Source organism: Nanohaloarchaea archaeon SW_7_43_1, from assembly GCA_003009795.1.
Classification (GTDB): Archaea; Nanohalarchaeota; Nanosalinia; order Nanosalinales; family Nanosalinaceae; genus SW-4-43-9.
This window is the reverse complement of the sequence record PXPE01000001.1, coordinates 166,710-186,758: the sequence shown is the minus strand read 5'-3', so window position 1 is coordinate 186,758 and position 20,049 is coordinate 166,710. Positions and strand designations below refer to the sequence as shown.

Annotated in this window: 24 protein-coding genes and 1 tRNA gene; 10 read left to right on the top strand and 15 right to left on the bottom strand. The window is 42.3% G+C overall.

Annotation, left to right across the window (positions count from 1 at the left end; translation table 11 throughout):
- The first annotated feature begins 55 nt into the window (after window positions 1-55).
- Window positions 56-871 carry a hypothetical protein gene (locus BRC29_01045; GenBank protein PSG98695.1) on the top strand — a complete coding sequence of 272 codons (816 nt, stop codon included), beginning with the start codon at window positions 56-58 and terminating at the stop codon, window positions 869-871.
- 16 nt (window positions 872-887) lie between these two features.
- On the opposite strand, the gene BRC29_01040 is transcribed toward BRC29_01045, so the two are convergent.
- Both BRC29_01040 and BRC29_01035 read right to left on the bottom strand, forming a co-directional pair.
- On the bottom strand, window positions 888-3,824 hold the full coding sequence (locus BRC29_01040) for a hypothetical protein (GenBank protein PSG98694.1): 2,937 nt from the start codon (window positions 3,822-3,824) through the stop codon (window positions 888-890).
- Entirely contained in the window at window positions 3,825-4,970 is a 1,146-nt protein-coding gene (locus BRC29_01035; GenBank protein PSG98693.1) for a hypothetical protein, read from the bottom strand. It abuts the gene before it with no gap.
- Window positions 4,971-5,024: 54 nt separating this feature from the next.
- Here BRC29_01035 and BRC29_01030 point away from each other — a divergent pair, with 54 nt between their 5' ends.
- A complete protein-coding gene (locus tag BRC29_01030) occupies window positions 5,025-6,014 on the top strand; it encodes an mRNA surveillance protein pelota (protein ID PSG98692.1) in 990 nt (329 codons plus the stop codon).
- On the opposite strand, the gene BRC29_01025 is transcribed toward BRC29_01030, so the two are convergent.
- Window positions 6,008-7,129, bottom strand: a complete 1,122-nt coding sequence (locus tag BRC29_01025; GenBank protein PSG98691.1) for a trypsin — start codon at window positions 7,127-7,129, stop codon at window positions 6,008-6,010. The genes BRC29_01030 and BRC29_01025 overlap by 7 nt on opposite strands.
- A gap of 59 nt (window positions 7,130-7,188) precedes the next feature.
- Here BRC29_01025 and BRC29_01020 point away from each other — a divergent pair, with 59 nt between their 5' ends.
- The 4 genes from BRC29_01020 (at window position 7,189) to BRC29_01005 (ending at window position 10,332) form a co-directional block, all read left to right on the top strand.
- Entirely contained in the window at window positions 7,189-7,548 is a 360-nt protein-coding gene (locus tag BRC29_01020; GenBank protein ID PSG98690.1) for a hypothetical protein, read from the top strand.
- A 91-nt stretch (window positions 7,549-7,639) separates the two neighbouring features.
- Entirely contained in the window at window positions 7,640-8,641 is a 1,002-nt protein-coding gene (locus tag BRC29_01015) for a hypothetical protein (protein ID PSG98689.1), read from the top strand.
- A gap of 243 nt (window positions 8,642-8,884) precedes the next feature.
- Complete coding sequence (locus BRC29_01010) at window positions 8,885-9,622, top strand: hypothetical protein (protein ID PSG98688.1); 738 nt, start codon at window positions 8,885-8,887, stop codon at window positions 9,620-9,622.
- A gap of 86 nt (window positions 9,623-9,708) precedes the next feature.
- Window positions 9,709-10,332, top strand: coding sequence for a hypothetical protein (locus BRC29_01005; protein ID PSG98687.1), 624 nt, complete (start codon window positions 9,709-9,711; stop codon window positions 10,330-10,332).
- 144 nt (window positions 10,333-10,476) lie between these two features.
- Here BRC29_01005 and BRC29_01000 read toward each other — a convergent pair.
- Window positions 10,477-10,568, bottom strand: a tRNA-Ser gene (locus BRC29_01000).
- Window positions 10,569-10,700: 132 nt separating this feature from the next.
- Between BRC29_01000 and BRC29_00995 the strand changes: the two genes are divergently transcribed.
- Window positions 10,701-10,967 (top strand): hypothetical protein, encoded by a 267-nt coding sequence (locus BRC29_00995; protein ID PSG98686.1) that lies wholly within the window; start codon window positions 10,701-10,703, stop codon window positions 10,965-10,967.
- Window positions 10,968-10,969: 2 nt separating this feature from the next.
- The gene (locus BRC29_00990) at window positions 10,970-11,269 is read left to right on the top strand and encodes a hypothetical protein (protein PSG98685.1); all 300 of its coding nucleotides are present in this window, start codon (window positions 10,970-10,972) and stop codon (window positions 11,267-11,269) included.
- Here BRC29_00990 and BRC29_00985 read toward each other — a convergent pair.
- Genes BRC29_00985 through BRC29_00960 form a run of 6 tightly spaced genes read right to left on the bottom strand, consistent with a single transcriptional unit; the run spans window position 11,266 to window position 13,623 of the window.
- A complete protein-coding gene (locus tag BRC29_00985; GenBank protein ID PSG98684.1) occupies window positions 11,266-11,592 on the bottom strand; it encodes a hypothetical protein in 327 nt (108 codons plus the stop codon). The genes BRC29_00990 and BRC29_00985 overlap by 4 nt on opposite strands.
- A gap of 31 nt (window positions 11,593-11,623) precedes the next feature.
- The gene (locus BRC29_00980; protein ID PSG98683.1) at window positions 11,624-11,857 is read right to left on the bottom strand and encodes a hypothetical protein; all 234 of its coding nucleotides are present in this window, start codon (window positions 11,855-11,857) and stop codon (window positions 11,624-11,626) included.
- Window positions 11,841-12,143, bottom strand: a complete 303-nt coding sequence (locus BRC29_00975) for a nucleotide pyrophosphohydrolase (GenBank protein PSG98682.1) — start codon at window positions 12,141-12,143, stop codon at window positions 11,841-11,843. The genes BRC29_00980 and BRC29_00975 overlap by 17 nt, the downstream gene beginning before the upstream one ends.
- Before the next feature lie 12 nt (window positions 12,144-12,155).
- Window positions 12,156-13,025 carry an 8-oxoguanine DNA glycosylase gene (locus tag BRC29_00970; protein ID PSG98681.1) on the bottom strand — a complete coding sequence of 290 codons (870 nt, stop codon included), beginning with the start codon at window positions 13,023-13,025 and terminating at the stop codon, window positions 12,156-12,158.
- 35 nt (window positions 13,026-13,060) lie between these two features.
- Complete coding sequence (locus BRC29_00965) at window positions 13,061-13,246, bottom strand: hypothetical protein (protein PSG98680.1); 186 nt, start codon at window positions 13,244-13,246, stop codon at window positions 13,061-13,063.
- 23 nt (window positions 13,247-13,269) lie between these two features.
- Window positions 13,270-13,623 carry a DUF123 domain-containing protein gene (locus tag BRC29_00960; protein PSG98679.1) on the bottom strand — a complete coding sequence of 118 codons (354 nt, stop codon included), beginning with the start codon at window positions 13,621-13,623 and terminating at the stop codon, window positions 13,270-13,272.
- Between the two features lie 54 nt (window positions 13,624-13,677).
- Between BRC29_00960 and BRC29_00955 the strand changes: the two genes are divergently transcribed.
- Window positions 13,678-13,974, top strand: a complete 297-nt coding sequence (locus BRC29_00955) for a hypothetical protein (protein PSG98678.1) — start codon at window positions 13,678-13,680, stop codon at window positions 13,972-13,974.
- Here the strand turns inward: BRC29_00955 and BRC29_00950 are convergent.
- Genes BRC29_00950 through BRC29_00940 form a run of 3 tightly spaced genes read right to left on the bottom strand, consistent with a single transcriptional unit; the run spans window position 13,971 to window position 17,059 of the window.
- Complete coding sequence (locus BRC29_00950; GenBank protein ID PSG98677.1) at window positions 13,971-14,828, bottom strand: hypothetical protein; 858 nt, start codon at window positions 14,826-14,828, stop codon at window positions 13,971-13,973. The genes BRC29_00955 and BRC29_00950 overlap by 4 nt on opposite strands.
- A 23-nt stretch (window positions 14,829-14,851) precedes the next feature.
- On the bottom strand, window positions 14,852-15,853 hold the full coding sequence (locus BRC29_00945) for an AI-2E family transporter (GenBank protein PSG98676.1): 1,002 nt from the start codon (window positions 15,851-15,853) through the stop codon (window positions 14,852-14,854).
- Window positions 15,854-15,874: 21 nt separating this feature from the next.
- Complete coding sequence (locus tag BRC29_00940) at window positions 15,875-17,059, bottom strand: hypothetical protein (protein ID PSG98675.1); 1,185 nt, start codon at window positions 17,057-17,059, stop codon at window positions 15,875-15,877.
- A 52-nt stretch (window positions 17,060-17,111) separates the two neighbouring features.
- On the opposite strand from BRC29_00940, the gene nac reads away from it, so the two are divergent.
- Window positions 17,112-17,420 (top strand): nascent polypeptide-associated complex protein, encoded by a 309-nt coding sequence (gene nac, locus BRC29_00935; protein PSG98674.1) that lies wholly within the window; start codon window positions 17,112-17,114, stop codon window positions 17,418-17,420.
- Window positions 17,421-17,471: 51 nt separating this feature from the next.
- On the opposite strand, the gene BRC29_00930 is transcribed toward nac, so the two are convergent.
- Entirely contained in the window at window positions 17,472-19,076 is a 1,605-nt protein-coding gene (locus tag BRC29_00930) for a hypothetical protein (GenBank protein PSG98673.1), read from the bottom strand.
- Entirely contained in the window at window positions 19,067-19,981 is a 915-nt protein-coding gene (locus BRC29_00925) for a protein translocase subunit SecF (GenBank protein ID PSG98672.1), read from the bottom strand. Before BRC29_00925 ends, BRC29_00930 begins: the two co-directional genes overlap by 10 nt.
- Between the last annotated feature and the right edge of the window lie 68 nt (window positions 19,982-20,049).

Below are 20,049 nucleotides of genomic sequence, written 5' to 3'. Positions count from 1 at the left end.
CCAAAACTGTCAGAAACAACAAAGTTAAAACCGTAGTATTACTTTGCATACAACAATGGGTTTGTTAAGCGGGGTTAAAAGCTTTTTACTGGAAAAGTTCTGGCTCCCAATAATAGATGAAACCGTTTTCTACAACCCTTTCAATACTGCTGTATACTCAGGTTTATTCGCATTGACAGCGGCATACATTGGATATCCTGTCATCAAGAAACTGGATATAGATCTCAACAAAGAATTCTTTCTAGGTATAGCTCCTTTCGTGTTTCTCGGCGGAGCAGCCAGAGGTCTAAAAGACATAAACGCGGTCAACACGATCATCTTAGAGACTCCTTTCATCTATCTTCTAATGTTCGGTACTGTAATAGCCTCAATAATACTGTCAAGAAAGTTAGAATCGAAGACAAGCTACAGCTACCATAAAATACTTTCAGCCATTGGAACGGTGATACTTCTGATCTCGCTAAGTTTTTACAGGGTAAACAACTTCCCAGGATTCGCGATGATAACTGCTACACTGGGAACAACTATGATACTGGGCTACTCAATCTTGAAACTGGTTAAACCAGGCTTCCTTAAGCCCGAATTCTATATCCCTATTGTCTCACATTATTTCGATGCAGGGATCACAGGCATAGCACTTATGTTTCCTAGAACCGGTGAAAAACATGTTTTAGCAAGATTTTTCATAGATGTCTTTGGCTCCCTGAAAGGTATGTACATAATGAAATCACTGATAATACCTCCCGCAGTCTACTACATCCTGAAGAATGTAGAAGGGGATGAAAAAATTTACTATCTCTTCTTGATCTCAGTACTTGGAATAGCGATAGCCACCAGAAACCTACTGACATTCATCACCTTATCCGGGTAAACTCTTTAGAATGGTTCTAACTTCCATCCCCACTAGACTCCTGTTCAGGGTAACTCTCTTCCCCTCCTACACATTTCAAGCCTTCATCAGGATCATATACCTTGAAGCTACTTCCATCTCCGCCCTCACAACTAAGGGCTCTATACTGTTCCGCCATGTTGTCATATTCTTCTTTCAAGCCTCTGACCGTGTTCTCCACAATCAACGCATACGGTCCGAGAAGTATTGATGGTCTAATCTTCTGTTCACTTTTGAATCCCTTACCGAAGCTCTCCCATAGTTTATCGCTTCCACAGTTTGTGAATGCAGGACTGAACGATACCCAAGCCGGTTCCTGACCAAAGTACCGGGTTTGGGCTAAGTATCTGGCATATTTTTTACGGTCTCCTTCTTGTCGACACAGTATATATTCTAGTTCTTTAACCTCTACATCTCTATCCCCTTCGGTATTCAGATATGATACCAGTGCAAAACCTCTACCTTCTATATCTCCGAATCTGGAGTAGTAATCATTTTCTATCTGGTCAAGTTTATCCTGTGTCAAACCTACGGCAACTTTCCCTGTTCTCCCATCATTACCAGCATTTCCAGTAAGAGCTGGGATGTTCGTCAGATTGTAGCTAGGACCGCCTAATTCATCAACTTGGAATGGATCAATAGCTATTTCACCTCTTTCAATCCTTGATTCAAGTGATTTATTACCTGTCATAAGATCTTCTCCTATTGTAGACCAGTCGTTTGGATCTCCCTGTACGACTGAACAACCTGCTGTTCCTCCTGTTCTACCGGCATCAGGGCCTTCACATTTGTGTTTCCAGTTATCTTTACTTTCCTGTGAATCAGCGAAATTCCTGGTTACCAAAAGAGGACAGTTAAATTCCGTGCATCGCGTGTTAAGCACTCTGAATCTATCTAGAGGTTCTTCAAGTTTTAACGTGTAGTTTGAGGCAACCCCCATGGTAAGTGTTTCACCTTCCGGACTTATGGAGCCAATATCTTTAAGCTCCATTATACATCCAAAGAACGGGGGACTATTGGTTGAATCATACCACCTGGTTTCACCATCTTTTTCGTTGTCTCCTATTCCTGGCGCGTTATCAGAGGGTACCATGACATTTTCGCCTCTCCCACTAGCAGATTCAAGTTGGCAGTTCCGGTTAGCACCTTCTGCTTTTCTTACTTGTGATGATTTCCTAACCTGTAATTCATTTATCTTGTATTCAATATTTCTTTCCTCTGTGAAGAGTGTGGTTCTCATTGAGAACGGTTGTGAATCACCTTCGCTTTGATCAAACAGTACCGGCGAATTAACGTTCAGCGCGGACTTTACAGGAGTATCAGCTGTTTCAGATTTCTTCCAATTCTTCTCAATACTAGGATCTGATAGTAGTGTTTCCTGTGCCATAGCATCAAAGTATAGCGTGGCCTGAGAGAAGTAATCATACTTCACATCAAGTATCACAGTTCTTGTCTCACCTGCTCCAGGCTGTAACAACCCACAGTTCTTCAAGTTAAATTCATCTAGAGTCAGGAAGTTTGTATTTGCCGCAGTGCCAGGATAAAGGTCATTACCTTTGAAACGTCCTTCAGCATCTTCTCGTATATCAAAACCACTGACGGGCGTCCATTCAGTATCACAGAATGGATCATCTCTGCCTCTATCAAAGTCTATAACACGTATCCTATAGCTTACATTCAATGCATTGATTCCTTTCAACCCGTTCCTTGAATTCTTCAAGCCGAAAGATGTAGGTACCTTATAGTCACCATCCTTGTAAGCAATATCCAATCTATCACCTGAACCTACCTCAAACCTGTTGATGCTGAGCAGATACTGTTCTCCAACAGCATTAGAGCCTGGAGTGCGGGTATTATTAAGTCTCCACTGTCTCATACAGGCAGGGCCTTGAAGCAGACAGTAAACTCGTTGTCTAGCTTCAAGTACAGGATCGACGTATGTGTCAAAGTTTACCCTTAGTCCTGCAAGATATCTATCAGCTACTTCACCTCCGAGATAATTACCGTAATCAGAGCCAAGGCCAAGAGCAGCTGCAACCGGCCCTAAAACTATTGGCGCTACGAACTGAAGAAATCCGATGAAATAAGCTGTGACAAATACTAATTGAACCACAAAGATAAACAAGGCAAATAAGAAAACTCCTACAGCCATCCAGCCAAGCGGGTTAGATGCTGCAGCGGCTGCTCCCGCCTCTGCTTCAGCTGCTCCTGCTTCTACTTCTAAACCAAATGATTCTCCAAGATTCGTCAGGGCCTTCCCCATATCTTTCGGAAGGGCCTTGATAGATCCTTTAGTATCAGCCGTCTTAATATCGCTGTAAACTCCCTGAGCTTTGTTTTTGGTTTCATTGGCTTTCATTGCTCCCTCAACCGCTCTCTGAGCCGAGTCAGCGCTTTGAGCAACTGCTGCGACTGCAGCATCCTGCTCGGCAAACAGCTCTGATTTCGCCCATTTTCCAGGCATCTCTTTTTGTGCAACCCCTCCTGAGAAAGTTTCAATAATTGTCAAAAATATTATCGTGGTTCCTAATGCTCCAACTGCAACCCTCAATGCATTAATGATATTGCTCCACCAGAAAAAAGGATTTAATGGCTGAAAACTCGTGTTAAACGGAAATAAAAATGCAAAAAAGAGGCCAAATACTGTAATAAAGAAAACTGAAAGCTTTCTTCTCCTGTTTAAAGCATTGAATCCTCGGCTGAAGACTTCATCTATCTTTTGAGTACTGTACTTGAGGCTGTAAAGAGGTAACTGTATGAAGAGCCAGATAGGCAGCCTTACAATCAGATAAATTACGATAATATCGACTTTGATGCAGAACTTGACATACCCCCAGAAAGCACCTAACAAGGGAAAAAGTACCGGCCCTCCAATGAACAGGAAAGGCGGTATACAACCAAGAATGAATAAACCAACATACTTTCCCCAGCCCACTTATTCCTCACCTTCTGTATATATCCTCAGTTTGTCAAGTTGGTATGTGCCGTTGCTTCTAAATGAAAAACTGTTTTCCTGCTGTATAACTCCTTCCTCTAACTCTATAGAGTTTTCTCCGTTTCTAGGGTTCAAAGTTTCTTGATAATCATTTAGTTTGATGTCTACAGGTCTAGGGGATGGCAGTAGGTTCTGATATTCAAAGCTGATATACTCCGTTGTATCATCATTGTTGACTAGATCTAATTGGTTATTATTGATAGGGAAGTCGAATTCAATATTCTGTCTTTCAACGTTCCCTATGTATCTAATGGTCATCTGTGCATTTTCAATATCGTACCGTGAAGGCTTGTCTGTCGAAAATGTTATCTCATTTGATCCCGGTGTAAGATTGGCATTTCTAGGCGTAATTTCAACTTCATTTTGTGATCTTACCTGGTCTTTCGAGTATACTGTCTGATCGTTAATAATGATTTCAAGAGGTGATGCCTTTAACGATTTAGTTATTGTGAACGTTAACGGTGACTCAACGTAATCCTGTAGTTCATAGCTGTAGACCTGGAAATTATCTTCGTAGTCATGGAATTTTCTATCGTTGACCCGGGTCTCAACTTCCTCAAGCGCATACTCTGTTGATCCGAAGAATGAATTCCTTTCCACTCCAATCTCGAACCGGTTAATACCCGGTTTCAGAGCTGTCTGAGGGACTTCAATTCTCGGAGATCCTGTAGCTATCAATGGTTCAGAATAAAGCCTTCGATCATTCACTTCTACATAGACATCTCCTTTTCCTTCTCTACCTAGGACTTCAAACGAAACATTTCCTGTTTCCGGCTGAGTGGCGTTGTATCTGAAAACTATTTTTTCTCCACCAAATAAGGAAAATAAAGAGTCAGAGATGGAAGCTCTGTCATTTCTGTACGCTCTAATGTTTCCACGGGCTTCTCCTACAGGGAAATCTCCGAACTCGATGACACGGTCGTCAGGATTTGATTCTCCGATTTTATCGTAGCTCTTATCAATAAATACACTCTCAGTATCTTGTTCCGAAGTATCAATAAAGTCCAAATCTGCGCTGTTTGCCACGAAAGCTAAACCGAAAATAGCTAAACCCATAGCTACGACTACTCCGAACTTCTCTTCCATGGATTATTCTTAAAGTTTCTAGGTTTTTATTTGTAGGTTGACTTCTCTAATATAATGAAACTGTTAAACACTGATAGAGGTGAAGGCTATGCCAAGATCAGAATCGAAAATGAGGATGATCTCTGGCACCTGAAAGACTTTATTAAGCCCGGAGATACTCTGAGAGCTCTAACACAGAGAACCAAACTGGATGGACGGGAGAAAAAAACACTGAAACTAACGCTTGAGACAGAGAAGATCAAATACCAAGAGAATCGTCTAAGAGTTACCGGTGAAATTACCGAGGGAAGCGATGATATTGAATTGGGATACCACACCTTCAACTTGGAGCCGGAGATGGAGTTCGATATCTGGCGAAACTTCACAGGAGAGGATTTCAACAAGCTAGAGGAGATGGAGGAGAAACGGTCATACCAAGTACTTTTCTGCCTTGTTGAGAAAGGTAAGGCCGACTTTTTCATGGTGGAGGAATCAGGCATCAAGAATATGTCTGGCGTGGAGCAAAACATTCCAGGAAAAATGTATGCCGACCAGAAGGAAGGTGACGGATTCTATAAGAAGGTCAAATCAACGGTTGAGAGATCAGCAAGTGACCTAGAAAACATCATTCTGGCTGGGCCAGGAATGGAGAAGAACAAGGTAAAGAATCTGCTCTCCGATGATATACAGTCGAAAGTATTTTTACAGGATACATCTGTGACAGGTGAAACCGGTTTGAGGGAGGCAATAAAACGCGGAGGTCTGAAGAAAGTGGTTGAGGACTCGAGAATATCTGAGGAAACCGAGGTAGTTGAAGAATTACTTGAGGGAGTTAGAGATGATGGGAACGCAAGCTATGGAGAGCCTGTCAAGGAACTAGCGGAGCAAGGCGCCGTAGAAAGACTTCTGATCACCCCTGAAAAGAACCGTGAAAACCCGGATTTATCAGAGACTGTGGAAAACAACGGCGGTGAGACAATCATCATACACAAAGATCATGAAGCCGGGGAAAGAATTGAGAAACTTGGTGGAATCGCTGCCTTACTTAGATACAGTCCTCACTGATCTGACCTAGCGCCAAGAGTCACTTCCCTGTCAACTTTCTCGTTGTCCCGGATAACAGTTACATTTACCTCTTCATCTACTTCCGTTTCCCGGGAGAGGTAAAGCAAAATGTCGTTTATACCTCTCATCTTTTTTCCATTTATGGCTGTTATCACGTCTCCCCCAAGCCTTACAGAGTTACCGTTAATTTCCTCTGTTCTGTTTCCTGCTTTCAGCCCTGCTTTATCGGCCGGGCTGTCATCTATCACATTGACCACTAGGAATCCTGTAGTATTTTTCAGATTCATTCTATCAGCGATTTCCGGGCTGATATCGACACCGGATATTCCGAGCCATGGATGTTGATGATCTTCGTCTTCAATTAATGATGGGATAACGTTTCTGACGGTGTTGGATGGAATTGCAAATCCTACTCCTGAGAAAGTTCCTGTATTAGATTCAATGGCAGTATTGACACCAACCCCCTCTCCTTTAAGGTTCATTAATGGGCCTCCTGAGTTACCTGGATTGATTGCGGCATCTGTCTGAAGAACATTAGGTGTTGAAAATCCTCCTTGAGTTCTCAGGCTTCTACCTTTCTGTGATATTATACCGGAGGTAATCGAGCTTCTGAGCCCGAATGGATTTCCTACAGCTACCGCTTTCTGTCCGACCTTCACTTCTGAAGAATCCGCTAGCTCCAGAGGATCAAGATCTCTCTTGTTGACCTTTAGAACCGCTAGGTCAGTGTATGGATCGGTTCCAACAATTCTTGCTCTCCGTGTAGAACCATCGATAAATCCTACTTCTACTCTGTCAGCGTCTGCAACTACATGTTCATTAGTAACAATATGACCGGTTTCATCATATACAAATCCTGAACCCTGGGATCTTCCTGTACCATTCGCTCTGATATATACTGTTGATTGATCCACAGAATCGAAAAGTGAGGAAAGACCGGTATTTTCAGTATAGTTCAATCTGACCACATTTGCACTGCTTTCAAGATTCTCAAGTCTATCATCCAAATTCTGGATCTCAGACTGCATGTAGTTGTAGGTGGCTGCTCCGCCAAGAGCACCGCCCAATACCAAGAATACTGCTGATGCAGCTACTGTTTTAGAATCTGGATTCATGGTTCAACTAGTTTTGATGAAAGTTTTATACCAAACGGTCGCAAAAAAACCTCTATATAATGAGGATCAAGGATTACCTGTTTGAGCTGACGCCTCTGGGAAAAGCTGATAAGGATGTCAGGATCTATCTTGAGAAAAGGCTTGATGATGAAGAGTTAGAGAGATACAATAACGCACTAAAATATTACAGGTATATGAAGATGTTTCAGGCCGTTCTCAAAGTATTTTTCTACGCCAGCGTTGTAACCAGTGTGGCCACAATAATCGGTTTTGACCAGTTAAAGTTTGTAGAAGACGTTTCATCGTACCTCGGAACGTCTCTGATATTCATACTGTATGCAGGGACAAGTTACGTAACGATGATAAGGCGGGAAAGCTATCACGTGCAGAGAGAAATCCTTATCTCAAAAGCTTCATGAACAAGCAATGACAAATTGATAAAAAATGGCTAGACGCAAAAAATATTCTTGGACTACAAGAGTACTTGGAAGTCTTCCTTTGATCGGTAGAATGTTCCCCGAATACCGTAGAGAGAAGCTAAAGACTAAGGAGGAAAAACAAAAATACAAGGAACAGCTTGAGGAACTTCAAGAAGAGATAGAAGATGAAAAAAGGAAAGAAAATCAAACAGCCCGGGAAGAACAAAAGGCAAGTGGTCTGAAAGATATTCTAAGTATTGAGAAAGAAGATAAACAGGAAACTTTGGAACTGGAGGACATAGAGCAGAAAATAGATAGTCTTCTGGAAAGTCTTGAGGAAAACGAAATAATACAGATAGAAAAAGAGGAAAAAGATATCAGTAGAAAAGAAAGCCAGGATAGACAGGAGCTTGATCAGATTCTAAGAGATGAGGAAAATGTTATCAGACAGATAGGTGAAGCAGAATCAGTCGATGAACTCTATCGAGCGGTTTCGTCTAACGAGGAAGAACTAGGAGATATGGAAAATCTTCTCCAGCAGGAAGCACAGACAGCGGATGAGATAAACGACGCTCTGGAAAAACTCCGCTTAGTTGAAGAAGTGTTGAATGGATTGAACGAGGAGATCAAAGAGCTTGACCAGATAGAGGAAAAGCATGTAGAGGAGGATCAGGAGCTTGAGGGTCTGATCAAAAACTATGAGAAAGAAAGCCTGGAAGAAGGTTCAAACTCTAAGGAAGAGAACAAAGCAGTATCATTCTTGAAACAACTGAAAAATGAAGACCAGAATATTGAACAGGAACTAAAACAGATACATCAGAAAAGAAAACAGATGATGAAACAAGTAAAACAGGAAACCCAGCACTTAAACCAGGAAAAGGAAGAGCTTGCTGAAGAAGCCCAGGAGATAAGGCAGTTCCTCCAGGATATAAAACAGGAAGACCAGGTTTTACAGAGTGCTATGCAGAATGCAGATGTGGCCAATCAACGTGAAGAAGCGCAGTTAAGTGAGTTTGAATCCAACCTTGAAAGGCTTATACAGGAAGGGGAAAACGTGGAGCGGAAGCTACAGAAGACAGTACAAGCAGGCTGAGAGCTAGAAAAATAATTAATACAGCTAAACATTAGAGTATCTACCAATTGAAGATATTGGAACTAAAGATACCTGCAACATTCATCATGTTGTCGGGCATTGAGAAGCTTAAGATAACAAAAAGGGTTCAAGCTATGGGAAATAATGGTTATAACCCTTTCTGAGATAATCGCGGTATGATACAACAAAAGGATGCTAGTATAGCTATGTTGTTTGAGGAAGTTTTCTAGAGGCTTGAATGTTATGGGAGGAGCTAAAAACTGGGGTAAAGCATATGAGGAAAGAGGTAAGATCCGGTGGACCCATTACGGAGATTTTGATTTTGTTCTTTACGCCGACAAAAAGAACGGTAAATGGAGTTTAAGTCTTTCTACGCCAAACTGGCCACAAAAGTATAACAAGGAAATTGTAGAGGCGGATACCAAGAAAAGAATCAAATCCTTTGCCTTTGACTGGAGGAAATCGAACACGGAGACTAAAGACCTGTTAAAGGAGACAGGTATCTGGGTCGATAACACCAGGAGAATATTCAATCCGTTCAATGTGAGCCTCGCACTGATGAACTTCTTCCTGTTCCTAGCATTAGTCCAGACCTGGAACTTTATCGGCCCTGTATTCGGAGACATTTTTCTGGGGATTATAATGGGGGCCGGCGGCCTCATATTCCTGGTGGAAGGATTTTACCACAACAACTCGTTTAATATCAAGGCTCCGATTGGACACGCAGAAGAAACAGTTTCACTGCTTACAGGTATATTCGCGGTTCTAAGCTCCTACGGTTACATATCCGGATCCCAGTTTTACGTTACACATTTTTCAGGGGTCCAGGGCGGAATCTTTGCCTTTATGTTCGCATACCTAGTCGTTCACTGGCTGAAAAACAGGATACTAAGATCCACTTACCTCCTTATAAGCGGGACTCGGAACAGGCTGTCAAGGTGGAAAAGGAGAATAGTGAGAACGATAAAGGAATCCTTTTAGGTATCTGAAAATACCATAGAGATAAAGCCTGATACAGAACCGCAGGTCTATCAACTTTTTTATACAAAAAACTATAATTATTTGATATGAGTGACAAAAGAAAGGTTCACAAAAAGATTTTGGCCATTCTAGATAATATCTCAGAAAGGTTTGCTGATATTGCCAAAGTTAATAGGAAAGAAGCACAACATGTAGATCATCAAAGCATAATCAATGAATTAGAAAAATCTGAGACAGACCTTGAAGACTTTGAGAACCACATTGAAGAGTTTGAAAAGGTTATACAACAATCTGAATCTGGTAATCAGGAACTATCCGATGAAGAGGAGCAAGTAAAACTTTTGAATGTAGCCAGAACCGCCATGTGGTTAAGTCAAGAGTACTGTGAATTAGTCGAAGACCTAGGTAAAGAGGCGGCAAAAAATGGAGATAAGCAAGAAGCTCAGTTATCATTAAGGTACTTCAAAGACCTCAATGAAGTTCTAGAGTCTGCAATAGGCCTTTGCGAAATGATTGAAGAAGAGGTTTTCGAGGAAAATTCACAGGCTGTAGAAGATAACCTGAAGGGTGCCGAAGGCGGAATAAGTCAGCTGCGAGGACAGAAAGAGAGTCTTATAGAAGAATGGAGAGAGATATCTCAATTAATGATAAGTAATGGACTAGTTGATAGTAAAGAGGAACTTAGTGAGCGTCCACCTAAAGACCGGTAATCTTTTTTCCCGCTCTATCGATATTTTCATTCTCTGATCTAGTTTCTCTGAACCTCTAATTATAGTTATCAGTCATTTCCGCAAAGAAAGTTCAATTTCTTCCCCGAGTGAGAAAGGTCCAAGTCCAATATTAGCTAGAAAAAGCGTCAGGGGCGGGATTTGAACCCGCGTGGGAGCCTAAAGACCCCCAATGGCTTAGCAAGCCATCGCAATGAACCAGACTATGCGACCCCGACTCGTATCTTAATTTTTGCAGCTTAACTGTTTAATAAGAAAAGGTGGTGTTTTGAAGTAAATGTTTGAGGACTCTGCTTGGAAAGGTTATATAAATTTCTAGACGGAATTTTGGGCTGTAGAGTGATAAATTAATGGCTGATAATATCCTTGATTACTCCGACATTACTGGAAAAGATGTTTTTACGAGAAAAGGTTCTTACTGCGGTAAAATGAAGGACATTGAAGTTAATTTGAGCAAGTTCGGTGTTCGTTCTGTCGTTGTCGGAGCTGAGAAAGGTTCCTATCTTGCACAAAAGGTTGGTGGGACAAGAAACGTTGTTATTCCGTATAGGATGGTTGAATCGGTTGATGACGTAATTATTATCAAGGATTTCAAGACTGACGATGTAGACGAGTAGACATGGTTTTACATTTAATGGTCTCATTCGGGTACAAACTTGTGGAGAATTCTTGGAACGTTGCAGCTATTCTAATAAAGTACTTTCTTGTAGGAGCAGTCATCTATACATTAAGTAGACAAGAAAATTATTTTGAGAATTTTAGGAACTTCATAGATAACTATTCACATGAAGCTGTTTCAGTTATAGTTCTACTTGGATTCATGGTAACAGTAACCGGCCTAAACCTTAAGCCATTAGCAACAGTTCTAAGCCATCTAACAGCAGTTACTTATTTCGGATATCTGTTCTGGGAGTTCTAGGAAAGCTTGCTTTCAACCTTTTCATGCCACTGTTCCAGAGTGTTTTTCGTGACTTCACGCAGTTCTTCCAGTGGGAGAGTTGTATAGACATAGTAGACTGTCTTATCAGTCTTTCCTTCTCTCATGATGAGGTCTTTATCCAGCATATCCTGTAACGCTCTCTGCACCGTGGAACGGTTTCGATCTACCTGTGATGCCAGCTCTTTTACAGTAAGTTTAGCATCCTGCATCTCTCTGAAAAGAGATTTCTGGAGTTTATTCAAATCGAAAACATCAAAGACTATGTCTTTCTCGTCCTTACCCTCCAGATCCAAAAATTCCATTAAGTAGTAATTAGGTAGTTAGAATAAAAAATCAACCGCCAGCAATGACATCCATAACCCTGATTTCGTCACCATCCTTGATCTCATGATTATCAGTTAGAATCGTTCCATTCCTTGATACAAGTACTTCCTGCCTCTCTATACCCTGTTTATCAAGAAGCTGTTTCACATCAGTTCTCTCCTTCAGCTCAAGTTCTTTCTTTTCTTCCGATTCCAGATCATCTCTTGTCATTCGAACCCTGATTGCTTCATTCACTTCCGGCATCACCTTTCTCCTCAATCCTTGACTCGTACTTATCTAGAGACTCATCAAGAGCTTCCTCCAGGTCGATTCCCAGATCGTTTGCAACGGAGATCAAAGAGAATAATGCATCACCCAGTTCATCTTTCTCCACTCTCAGCTCTTCCTCGCTTTCCCCATAATCGGCCGACTTAGTTGCGTCCGAGGCTATCTCACCGACTTCGGCTACCAGATCCATAATTCTGAATGCTGAAGTCGCCTGCATATTATGTTTTTCCACAAATTCCGCAACTTTTTCCTGCTGTTCCATCATATTCCCGGTTCAGTCCTCAACTTCTATTATATTTTTCCTGGCTGCATGGAAAAGATATTCCTGTGCATAGCCAGCTTTTTGGCCAAAATGTTGTCTCACATTCTCTGAAGTCTTCTCATATTTATCGTGGTGAAGATTAGGGTAATGGGTTTTGATACATTTCTGAGCCCAGGTATCGATCGGGTAGGCCTCGTGAAATCCTTTGGAAAACAGAAGAACGCAGTCCGCAACTTTGTCTCCAACTCCATAGAGCTGCTTGATATGTTCTCTAGCCTCTTCATAATTCATTTCAGAGAGTTCCTCGTGACTGTAGTGCCCGTTCTCTATCATTTCCGTCGACTTCACTATATACTCCGCCCTGTAACCGACACCGAGTTCTCTGAGTGCTTCTTCCGATGCTTCTGCCAGTTCCTCGGGTTCTGGGAACCGGTAAACCGTCTTCCCATCAACCTCTACTTCTTCGCCGAACTTCCGGGCTATATCGTTATGCATTTTCTTGATCCGTGGAATCCTCATCTGAGGTGAACAGAGATAGCTCACAAGACAGGGAAAGAACTCATCGCTGATTATTCTCAAACCCCAGAGCTCCGATACCGATCTTTCCAGAGCCTCACTCTCGGGAAACTCGCTGAAGACCTTCTCCAGATCTGTCTCCAGATCCAGCGCCTTCCTGACTTCTTTCTCGGATAAATCTGTCTCTACAAGAAGATAGTTATCTTTTTGCTCTGCGATCAAAGGTTTTTCTTTCCTGAAACTGTAGAACCTGTTACCGCCTTCTCCATAGAGTTCTCCCTCAAACCTGTTCCAACAGAATGTCTGACCACAGGTTAATGTCAATTCAAGATCAATGTCTTCGGACTTGAACCTGTACTCTCTCATGCAAGAACTGTATCTGCTAAACTATAATAATCAAATTACTTATCGGATTTTGAGTACTTGAAGAATCCTGTACCTTTCTCCTCATCTACGTCTTCAGTCTTGTCATTGGATTTTTTGGAATCCGATTTCTTGTAGCTCCGACCGCATCTATGACAAGTCAACCTTTTCTCCGCCTTCGATCTCTGTTTATACCCGCAATCCGGGCACTGGAAATAGACCATATTAGAAAACTGTGATCAAAAAGTCAAAAGTTTTCTGGAACTCTGAAAAGATGTGAATTACAGTCACAGTCAGAACAACCGAATGCTTCAACAGGTTCACACCAGTAATGGAGGTTTTCCGCCATGAAACATTCATACTCTGATTTCTCTGGTAATATGAAGTAATCAATAGACTTTGCCTCGGCACTAAAGTAGTCTATATGCCAGAATTTACTTTCTGGCGAAGAGAAATGGCGTTCAATTCTTTTCTCAATAGAGTTTCTCCCTGAACCAGCATAGATATAGGTTCCGGAATCGAAACTGAGCTCTCCCAAGGCCCCTATCTGGATCATTTTCGATTCAGATAACCGGAAGAATACTAGGTAAACTCCTTTCATCTATACTGGATAACTAAAGTTTGCTTTTTAACTCAGTATCTCCAAAAAGTTTTCATGTTGAGTAGACTCAAAGTGCCTCTTTCAATCGGCTTTGCATTCTACGGTATAGCTTATCTAGCTGTTAGGCAGTTAGGATACAACTCTACCTCTTTTATGGTTATTTCTTATCTTTATATTGCTCTGGCCGGTATTTTAGGCATTAAGTACGAGATCAAGAGAATGAATAAATCTGATAGTTTGCTGTCCATTTTCAAGAATATAGTGATCATCCAGGAGGACGAGGAGATGGTAATGAAGCGGCTCTTTACTCGAGAAAAATATAAATTGAGGGGGGAGATAGAGAAACTCTAGCTGTATGTGTAGAGATCTATCTCGTTCCCTTCTGAATCTAAGAGTTTTGCGGTATCTGCATCATCTTCCCATGTCAAGTCTGAACCGTAGACATATTTGTCGGAATCGTTTTCAGTCACGTTGATCTCTGATCTATCGGATGAATAGATATGAAGTTTCTGTTCTTGCTCTAGATCTGAGTTCAGTTCAAAGTAATCCGGATTGTTGTTGGCTACTTCCCAACTGGTTAGATCAAGTCTCTGGTTCATCCGATTGTCAATGATTACTTTCTCCGGTGTCTTCTGGGCCACGTCAAGACTTACTCCTTCTCTGTACTGATCCAGTCTCATTTCATCAGTCTTCGACCGGTATTTCTGCTTTCTTTCCTCCATTAGGTCTCGAAGCTCTCCGGATATTTTCTCTACCTTATCTCTGTCCGATCCGCGGAAGCTGGTCTTGACAGCTCCATTTTCCCGTGTTTTCTCAAGTGTTCCGTGTGGTGTCTCTGTTCTCTCGATTACTTTGTCTGATTTTTGAGCGGCTGTAAGTGTTCCATGTGGAGTTTCCATTTTCCACTCAACTCCATCAGGTTTCTTTTCGAGTTTTAGCCTTGACTGAGGAGTCTCAAGCTCGCCATCTACTGACCCTGAACTTACTTCTGTCCTGATCTTAGAGAAAGCTGTTTCAACTACTTTACTGAATGAGTCAGAATCGAGCTCTGTTGTTTCCTGGACAGGTGTATTCTCTGTCGAGGATATATCGTCTAAAGGCTCGGAAACTGTGTTTTCTGCTTCAATGTTTCCTGAAGCTGCTGGAATGGATATCATTCCTACTACGAGCGATGCAAGTATGGCCGCATTAGCTATATCTGCCATATTATATTTACGTGGAGAGCCGCTTATAAATCTTCGTAGTTGTTTTTGAACACCAAAAGAACTGATTTGAATATTCCAAGCGTTATTGGTCCTATAAACAATCCTACGGCTCCAAACACATAAACTCCGCCTATTACTCCGATTAGAATAACTGCAGGGTGAAGATTTGAGCCTCGGTCAACTGCGAAGGGTCTGATCACGTTGTCGGTTAGGCTTACAATCACTAATCCATAGATAGCCAGGAACAATGCGTTCGACACGTCTCCGATGAGAAAGAGGTATGCTGTAGCTGGGCCCCAAATAAGGAATGTTCCGAATATCGGTATGAATCCTAGTAACACCATTATGAACGTCCAGAAAAAGTAATTCGGTACTCCGGTCAGGAATAAACCTAGACCGGCGATCAAGCCCTGGATTATTGCTACCAACACATGACCTTCTATAACAGCCCACGAGGTGCTTCTCATTTCATTGAAGAGGGAGTCCTTTATTTCATCTGAAAGCGGTATTATCGCCTTTACCCATTCAAAAAACTGTTTACCGTCCACTAGAAGATAGTACAGCAAGAATACCATTATCGTAATGCCTATGGCGAAATGTGTGAAGAACCGCAAAAATTCCGTGAAGCCGCCCAAGGTGGTGCTGGTAAACCTTTGGAATAACTGGTTTCCATTCTGCCTGATATTAACTTCTCTTCCTGTCAGTTCAAATACTCTCTGTTCAATCTCTCCTGTATCAACTACCTCTGTCCGGTTAACATCATCAACAAGATTCCTGGCATCCTCAAAAACCGCTATAGCTGCAAAAATAAACGGAACTATAAGCACCGTTATTCCAAGCATGACAACCAGTAAACCTGAAATACGGTCGGGTACATGTATAGAAACTCTCCTGTGAACAGGGTGGAGAAGGAAAGCAAGCAAACCTGCTCCTATTATATAACCTAGAAACGGTCTGGCCATCAAAAATGCTATAGACCCAAAAACAAATGCCAGTAGAACTAGAAAGATTTTTCGTTCGTTCATACTGTTACCTCTTTTCTTAAATCACATAAATATACTGATCTCCATAAAGAAGCTGATAGCCGGGAAAAGCAAAACCGCCATACAGGAATGCCTTTCACCGGTTATACTTGCCAGGAAGCCGATCGCTGAAGAGGTCAGAAATATCAAGAAACCAAAAGAACCTGTTAAACCGATAGTTGCAGCAAGAAGTACAAGCATTACAGAGTAGGACAAGACTTTCTGGTTATCCATCAAGAAAGAGCCTAGAAACAGGCGAACGGTTTTCAGGGCCAAAGGTGCAGAAATTCCGGCGGCAAAAATCGAGGCGCCGAGAACAAAGAACACCATATCGCTGTTGCCTGTGGTCTGAAGTGCTACTGATGCACCTGAACGAGCTCTCTCAATAGCCATCAAAGTCAAGAATGAAAGAAAAATATCCGAGGTATTGACCGCACCCATTGAAGCGATGAATTTCTCCTTTTTATCCACTAAAGGCATCAGAAAAGTCGTGGAGATAGAGTTACTGAGGCCGGGAAAAACTGTTATCGGGAGCGAGGAGATAAAACCTGTTATACCGCCGAGAAAATAAATCCTTCTTGAAGTCGGGAGTTCTATCTGCTCCGGTATCTCAACACCTTCACTCAGAGCATTGAAAATCGAGGGAAAAGCAAACATGCCTGCAAATATTGGTGTGAGAACGTACTGCTGATTGACTGGGGAGGAGAAAGAGACAAGCCCTAGAAGCCCGCTAAGTAATGCGACAAGAGCTGCATTGAACCGGCTATCTGATTTGAAAACAACAAATAAAGTTACAAAAAATAGACAGTAATGCATCACCGGCTCGAAAAAACTGTAGATACCTTCCAACGTAAGGAAGAGGGGGTATGCTAGAAGGAGGGCTGTTAACATAGAGTAAAGGCCTCCATACACAGTGTACTGGAATGCCTGAAGACCTCTACCTTGGAGAGCCATTCTCTGCCCAGGAATTGCAGTTAAAGCGGATTCAGGCTCAGGAACGCCGAGGAATATTGAGGGTATAAAGTCATGGAAAGTATGGGAGAGGGATACGCCCGAGACAAAGGAGGCATAGATAGCAAAACTAAAATCAAAAGCAAAGTAAAGCGGTAAAAGAGCAAAAATAACTGTGTTCGGATGGATTCCGGGCGTCAATCCCGTGAAAACACCTACTAATACTCCCGTTAAAATTAAAACAAGTATTTCCAGCATATATTCTCTGCTGGATCACGGATATAAAAAACAGGTGTGTTATCTATAGAATATGTTCGGCGGAAAAGATATGATGCAGGCTATGAAGCAGATGGGAATGGATATGGAAGAAATTGACACTGATAAGGTAGAGGTAACAGTCGGCGACAAGAAACTCGTATTCAAAAATCCTGATCTTTCCAAAATTGAGGCCAAAGGCCAAGAAATCTTCCAGCTCCAGGGCAGTTACAGCGAAGTAGAGGAAATCAACTCAGATGACATAGAACTGGTAATGGAGAAAACAGGGTGCAGCGAAGACGAAGCAAAGAAAGCACTGGAAGACGCGGAAGATGTGGCCGAAGCAGTGATGGAGCTTCAGTAAAAAATATTTCTTAATTCATATTTTTCTATCGCTATCTCTTCAGTAGGTCAACTATTTCTCCTCAATGTATTCCAGCATCTTGGCGTATGCCGGTCTTGTGATACTGATTCCTACCAATACTCCAAGGATCGTTGTTACTGCAAACCCTCTGACTGACTGCAGCGCGAAGCTGGACGGGCTGAGCTGGAATGCGAAGGCCGATACTCCAACTGCGATCGCTCCGATCGCAAAGTAATGTGGTCGGGTTCTCTGACTATAAAGTGTGTAACCGATTAAACCTAGACCTGCTGCACCGATCGCCATATTGGAGATTGAAGGTGAGACAATCGGCATCATGGCTCCGATTGTTGAGGCTGCAGATGTGAAGATTACGAAGAAAGCTCGTTTAAGCCGTTTCTTCCAGTCTCTGACGATATCTCTACCTGATTCGTCCGTAATAATTATCTGGTCGTCTACTCCGGTTCCTACCGCGGCGATAATTCCCGCGATCGATGCCAGATCAAGAGTTATGATGGTTGAAAAGAACGATCCGAGAAGGATGAATACTTCGGAGGCACCTGTTATTACAATAGGTACTACCAGTTTGGCATTGCTGTACCTTACGTAAACTAATCCTCCTACTGCTATCAGTGATGCGATTATAGATATTATAGCTGCGGACATAAACTGTGCTCCGAGTGAGGATGAAATGGTCGATAGTGAATCAATTTCTACAGGTGCCGGAAGCTTGCCGGATTGAAGAATTGCCTGAAGCTCTTCCATATCACTTCTTGCCTGCTCTGCATTTTGTCCTCCTCCGTTGATCGATGGCTGGTTTACGACCTTTGTCTTGAAGACTGAGGCCATGTTTAATGCGCTTTGCCGATTGCCGTCGACGTAGAGCATGAGCTTTGCAGGACCTGTACCGCTGATCTTGCCCAAGTAAGGTTCTCCTCCAACCGTGGTCGTCGGATAGTTCTGAGCTACTGACTGAACACGGTCAGCTGCCTCAGAGGAGAGTACCACGGGGAATCTGAACGAGTATCCGCCTCCTTGCTGACTCACTCGGGACCGTGAAGTTAGAACTCGCTGGACGTCCTCTCCATCATACGCAACTACGTGTATACTGGCTCTGTCATCCTCAGTATTGTTGACATAAACGAAGTCAGTATTTTCCAGTGTGAACTCATCCCCTGGCGAGTATGTTTCGCCATCAACCGTTACTGTTCCATCATTGTACTGGAAGTTATAGGTCTCGTCCAGTGAAAACTCCTGTTCATCTGCCACCTTCAATGGCATTCTCGCTTGGAAATTACCTTCCTGTGATATAAGTTCACGGATCTGTGTCTGATTCGTGGTAGCTACCTCTACGAGTACACGGTATTCATCTCCGAGCCTCACTGTTCTTACCGAGGTCTGGGTTAAACCGAAGGCAGATATTCTCTGTTCAAGTATTGTACCAATCTGGTTGACCTGTGCTTCTGAAGTATTGTTTCCTTGTACCCCGAGCAAGACCCTGGTACCTCCCTTTAGATCCAAGCCTTTGTTTATCTCAGTTGTAATAGTTGTCTCGCCGTCAACTGTTTCATAATGCGGACCTAGAAGCACGAAAGACGTTCCTAGTACTATGATAAGGGCCAGGATCCTCCATTCTTTCATCAGTTCCTTTACTTCCATCTGAACCACTCTCCTAAGGATGCAAAGTCTCCTTCAACGTATTTTTTAAGTATTAATGCGTTTCCAAAGTATGTCAGAGGAATATCCGCTATCAATCCTAGAACCATTACCGCTGCAATATTTGAGAGTTCGGAAGGTCCGACAAGCACATTTGATACAAGGTAAAGCAATGCGAAGCCTGTGATTCCACCGGAGCTCATAGTAACTCCTGTCTTTATCGCTGTCCAGATTCTGTGTTGCAACGATTTTCTCTGCTGTCTCAGGACTCTTGTTGACAGCACAATATCTGTGTCAACTGAATAACCGATAAGCATCAGTAAAGCCGCGAATGATCCGAGAGTGAGTGGGATATTGAATATTACCATTCCTGCCATCGCAAATATTATGTCGCCTGCTGCGGCGAATATTACAGCGAGAGAAGGCGTTAAGTCCTTGAAAGCATAGAATATCACCAGACTCATGATAGTGAAAGCCATCGCAAATGCTAACTGTGCCTGTACGAAGAATTCCTCCGATACTGAGGATGAGATGGATCGAAGACTTTCAACCTCTACTTGATAGCCGGCTTCCTCTAATATATTCTGAGCTTCGGATTCATCTATCTGCGGAGGAGGTATCCTAACAAGAAGCGAGGTTTCTTCACCGGAAGTCTGTTTAACTGCCTGTACATCGTTCCTTCCGGCATCCGAAAAAACACTTGCTATTTCCTGAGTCTCAAAACTATCGTTTATCGCGAACTTGACCTCAGTTCCTCCTGTAAAATCCAATCCTTTCTCCATTACTTCACCGTTCGAAACATAGCTATAACCCATAACAGCTAAGGAAAGGGCGATAATGGCTACAGGTATAACAAAATACTTATCGTAGTCCTGGTAAACCTTGTTAAACTGTTTTTCTAGCTCCACAACAAGTTCCTTCTCCTCTGTTTCTTTTAAACTAATTGTAAGTCGGGAGAGAATTAAAAAAAGTCTGA

Excerpts from the sequence above, each read along its gene's own strand:
- BRC29_01045 (PSG98695.1), top strand. The coding sequence starts at position 56 with ATGGGTTTGTTAAGCGGGGTTAAAAGCTTTTTACTGGAAAAGTTCTGG.
- BRC29_01035 (PSG98693.1), bottom strand. The coding sequence starts at position 4,970 with ATGGAAGAGAAGTTCGGAGTAGTCGTAGCTATGGGTTTAGCTATTTTC.
- BRC29_01030 (PSG98692.1), top strand. The coding sequence starts at position 5,025 with ATGAAACTGTTAAACACTGATAGAGGTGAAGGCTATGCCAAGATCAGA.
- BRC29_01025 (PSG98691.1), bottom strand. The coding sequence starts at position 7,129 with ATGAATCCAGATTCTAAAACAGTAGCTGCATCAGCAGTATTCTTGGTA.
- BRC29_01020 (PSG98690.1), top strand. The coding sequence starts at position 7,189 with ATGAGGATCAAGGATTACCTGTTTGAGCTGACGCCTCTGGGAAAAGCT.
- BRC29_01015 (PSG98689.1), top strand. The coding sequence starts at position 7,640 with ATGTTCCCCGAATACCGTAGAGAGAAGCTAAAGACTAAGGAGGAAAAA.
- BRC29_01010 (PSG98688.1), top strand. The coding sequence starts at position 8,885 with ATGGGAGGAGCTAAAAACTGGGGTAAAGCATATGAGGAAAGAGGTAAG.
- BRC29_01005 (PSG98687.1), top strand. The coding sequence starts at position 9,709 with ATGAGTGACAAAAGAAAGGTTCACAAAAAGATTTTGGCCATTCTAGAT.
- BRC29_00995 (PSG98686.1), top strand. The coding sequence starts at position 10,701 with ATGGCTGATAATATCCTTGATTACTCCGACATTACTGGAAAAGATGTT.
- BRC29_00990 (PSG98685.1), top strand. The coding sequence starts at position 10,970 with ATGGTTTTACATTTAATGGTCTCATTCGGGTACAAACTTGTGGAGAAT.
- BRC29_00985 (PSG98684.1), bottom strand. The coding sequence starts at position 11,592 with ATGGAATTTTTGGATCTGGAGGGTAAGGACGAGAAAGACATAGTCTTT.
- BRC29_00980 (PSG98683.1), bottom strand. The coding sequence starts at position 11,857 with ATGCCGGAAGTGAATGAAGCAATCAGGGTTCGAATGACAAGAGATGAT.
- BRC29_00975 (PSG98682.1), bottom strand. The coding sequence starts at position 12,143 with ATGGAACAGCAGGAAAAAGTTGCGGAATTTGTGGAAAAACATAATATG.
- BRC29_00970 (PSG98681.1), bottom strand. The coding sequence starts at position 13,025 with ATGAGAGAGTACAGGTTCAAGTCCGAAGACATTGATCTTGAATTGACA.
- BRC29_00965 (PSG98680.1), bottom strand. The coding sequence starts at position 13,246 with ATGGTCTATTTCCAGTGCCCGGATTGCGGGTATAAACAGAGATCGAAG.
- BRC29_00960 (PSG98679.1), bottom strand. The coding sequence starts at position 13,623 with ATGAAAGGAGTTTACCTAGTATTCTTCCGGTTATCTGAATCGAAAATG.
- BRC29_00955 (PSG98678.1), top strand. The coding sequence starts at position 13,678 with ATGTTGAGTAGACTCAAAGTGCCTCTTTCAATCGGCTTTGCATTCTAC.
- BRC29_00950 (PSG98677.1), bottom strand. The coding sequence starts at position 14,828 with ATGGCAGATATAGCTAATGCGGCCATACTTGCATCGCTCGTAGTAGGA.
- BRC29_00945 (PSG98676.1), bottom strand. The coding sequence starts at position 15,853 with ATGAACGAACGAAAAATCTTTCTAGTTCTACTGGCATTTGTTTTTGGG.
- BRC29_00940 (PSG98675.1), bottom strand. The coding sequence starts at position 17,059 with ATGCTGGAAATACTTGTTTTAATTTTAACGGGAGTATTAGTAGGTGTT.
- nac (PSG98674.1), top strand. The coding sequence starts at position 17,112 with ATGTTCGGCGGAAAAGATATGATGCAGGCTATGAAGCAGATGGGAATG.
- BRC29_00930 (PSG98673.1), bottom strand. The coding sequence starts at position 19,076 with ATGGAAGTAAAGGAACTGATGAAAGAATGGAGGATCCTGGCCCTTATC.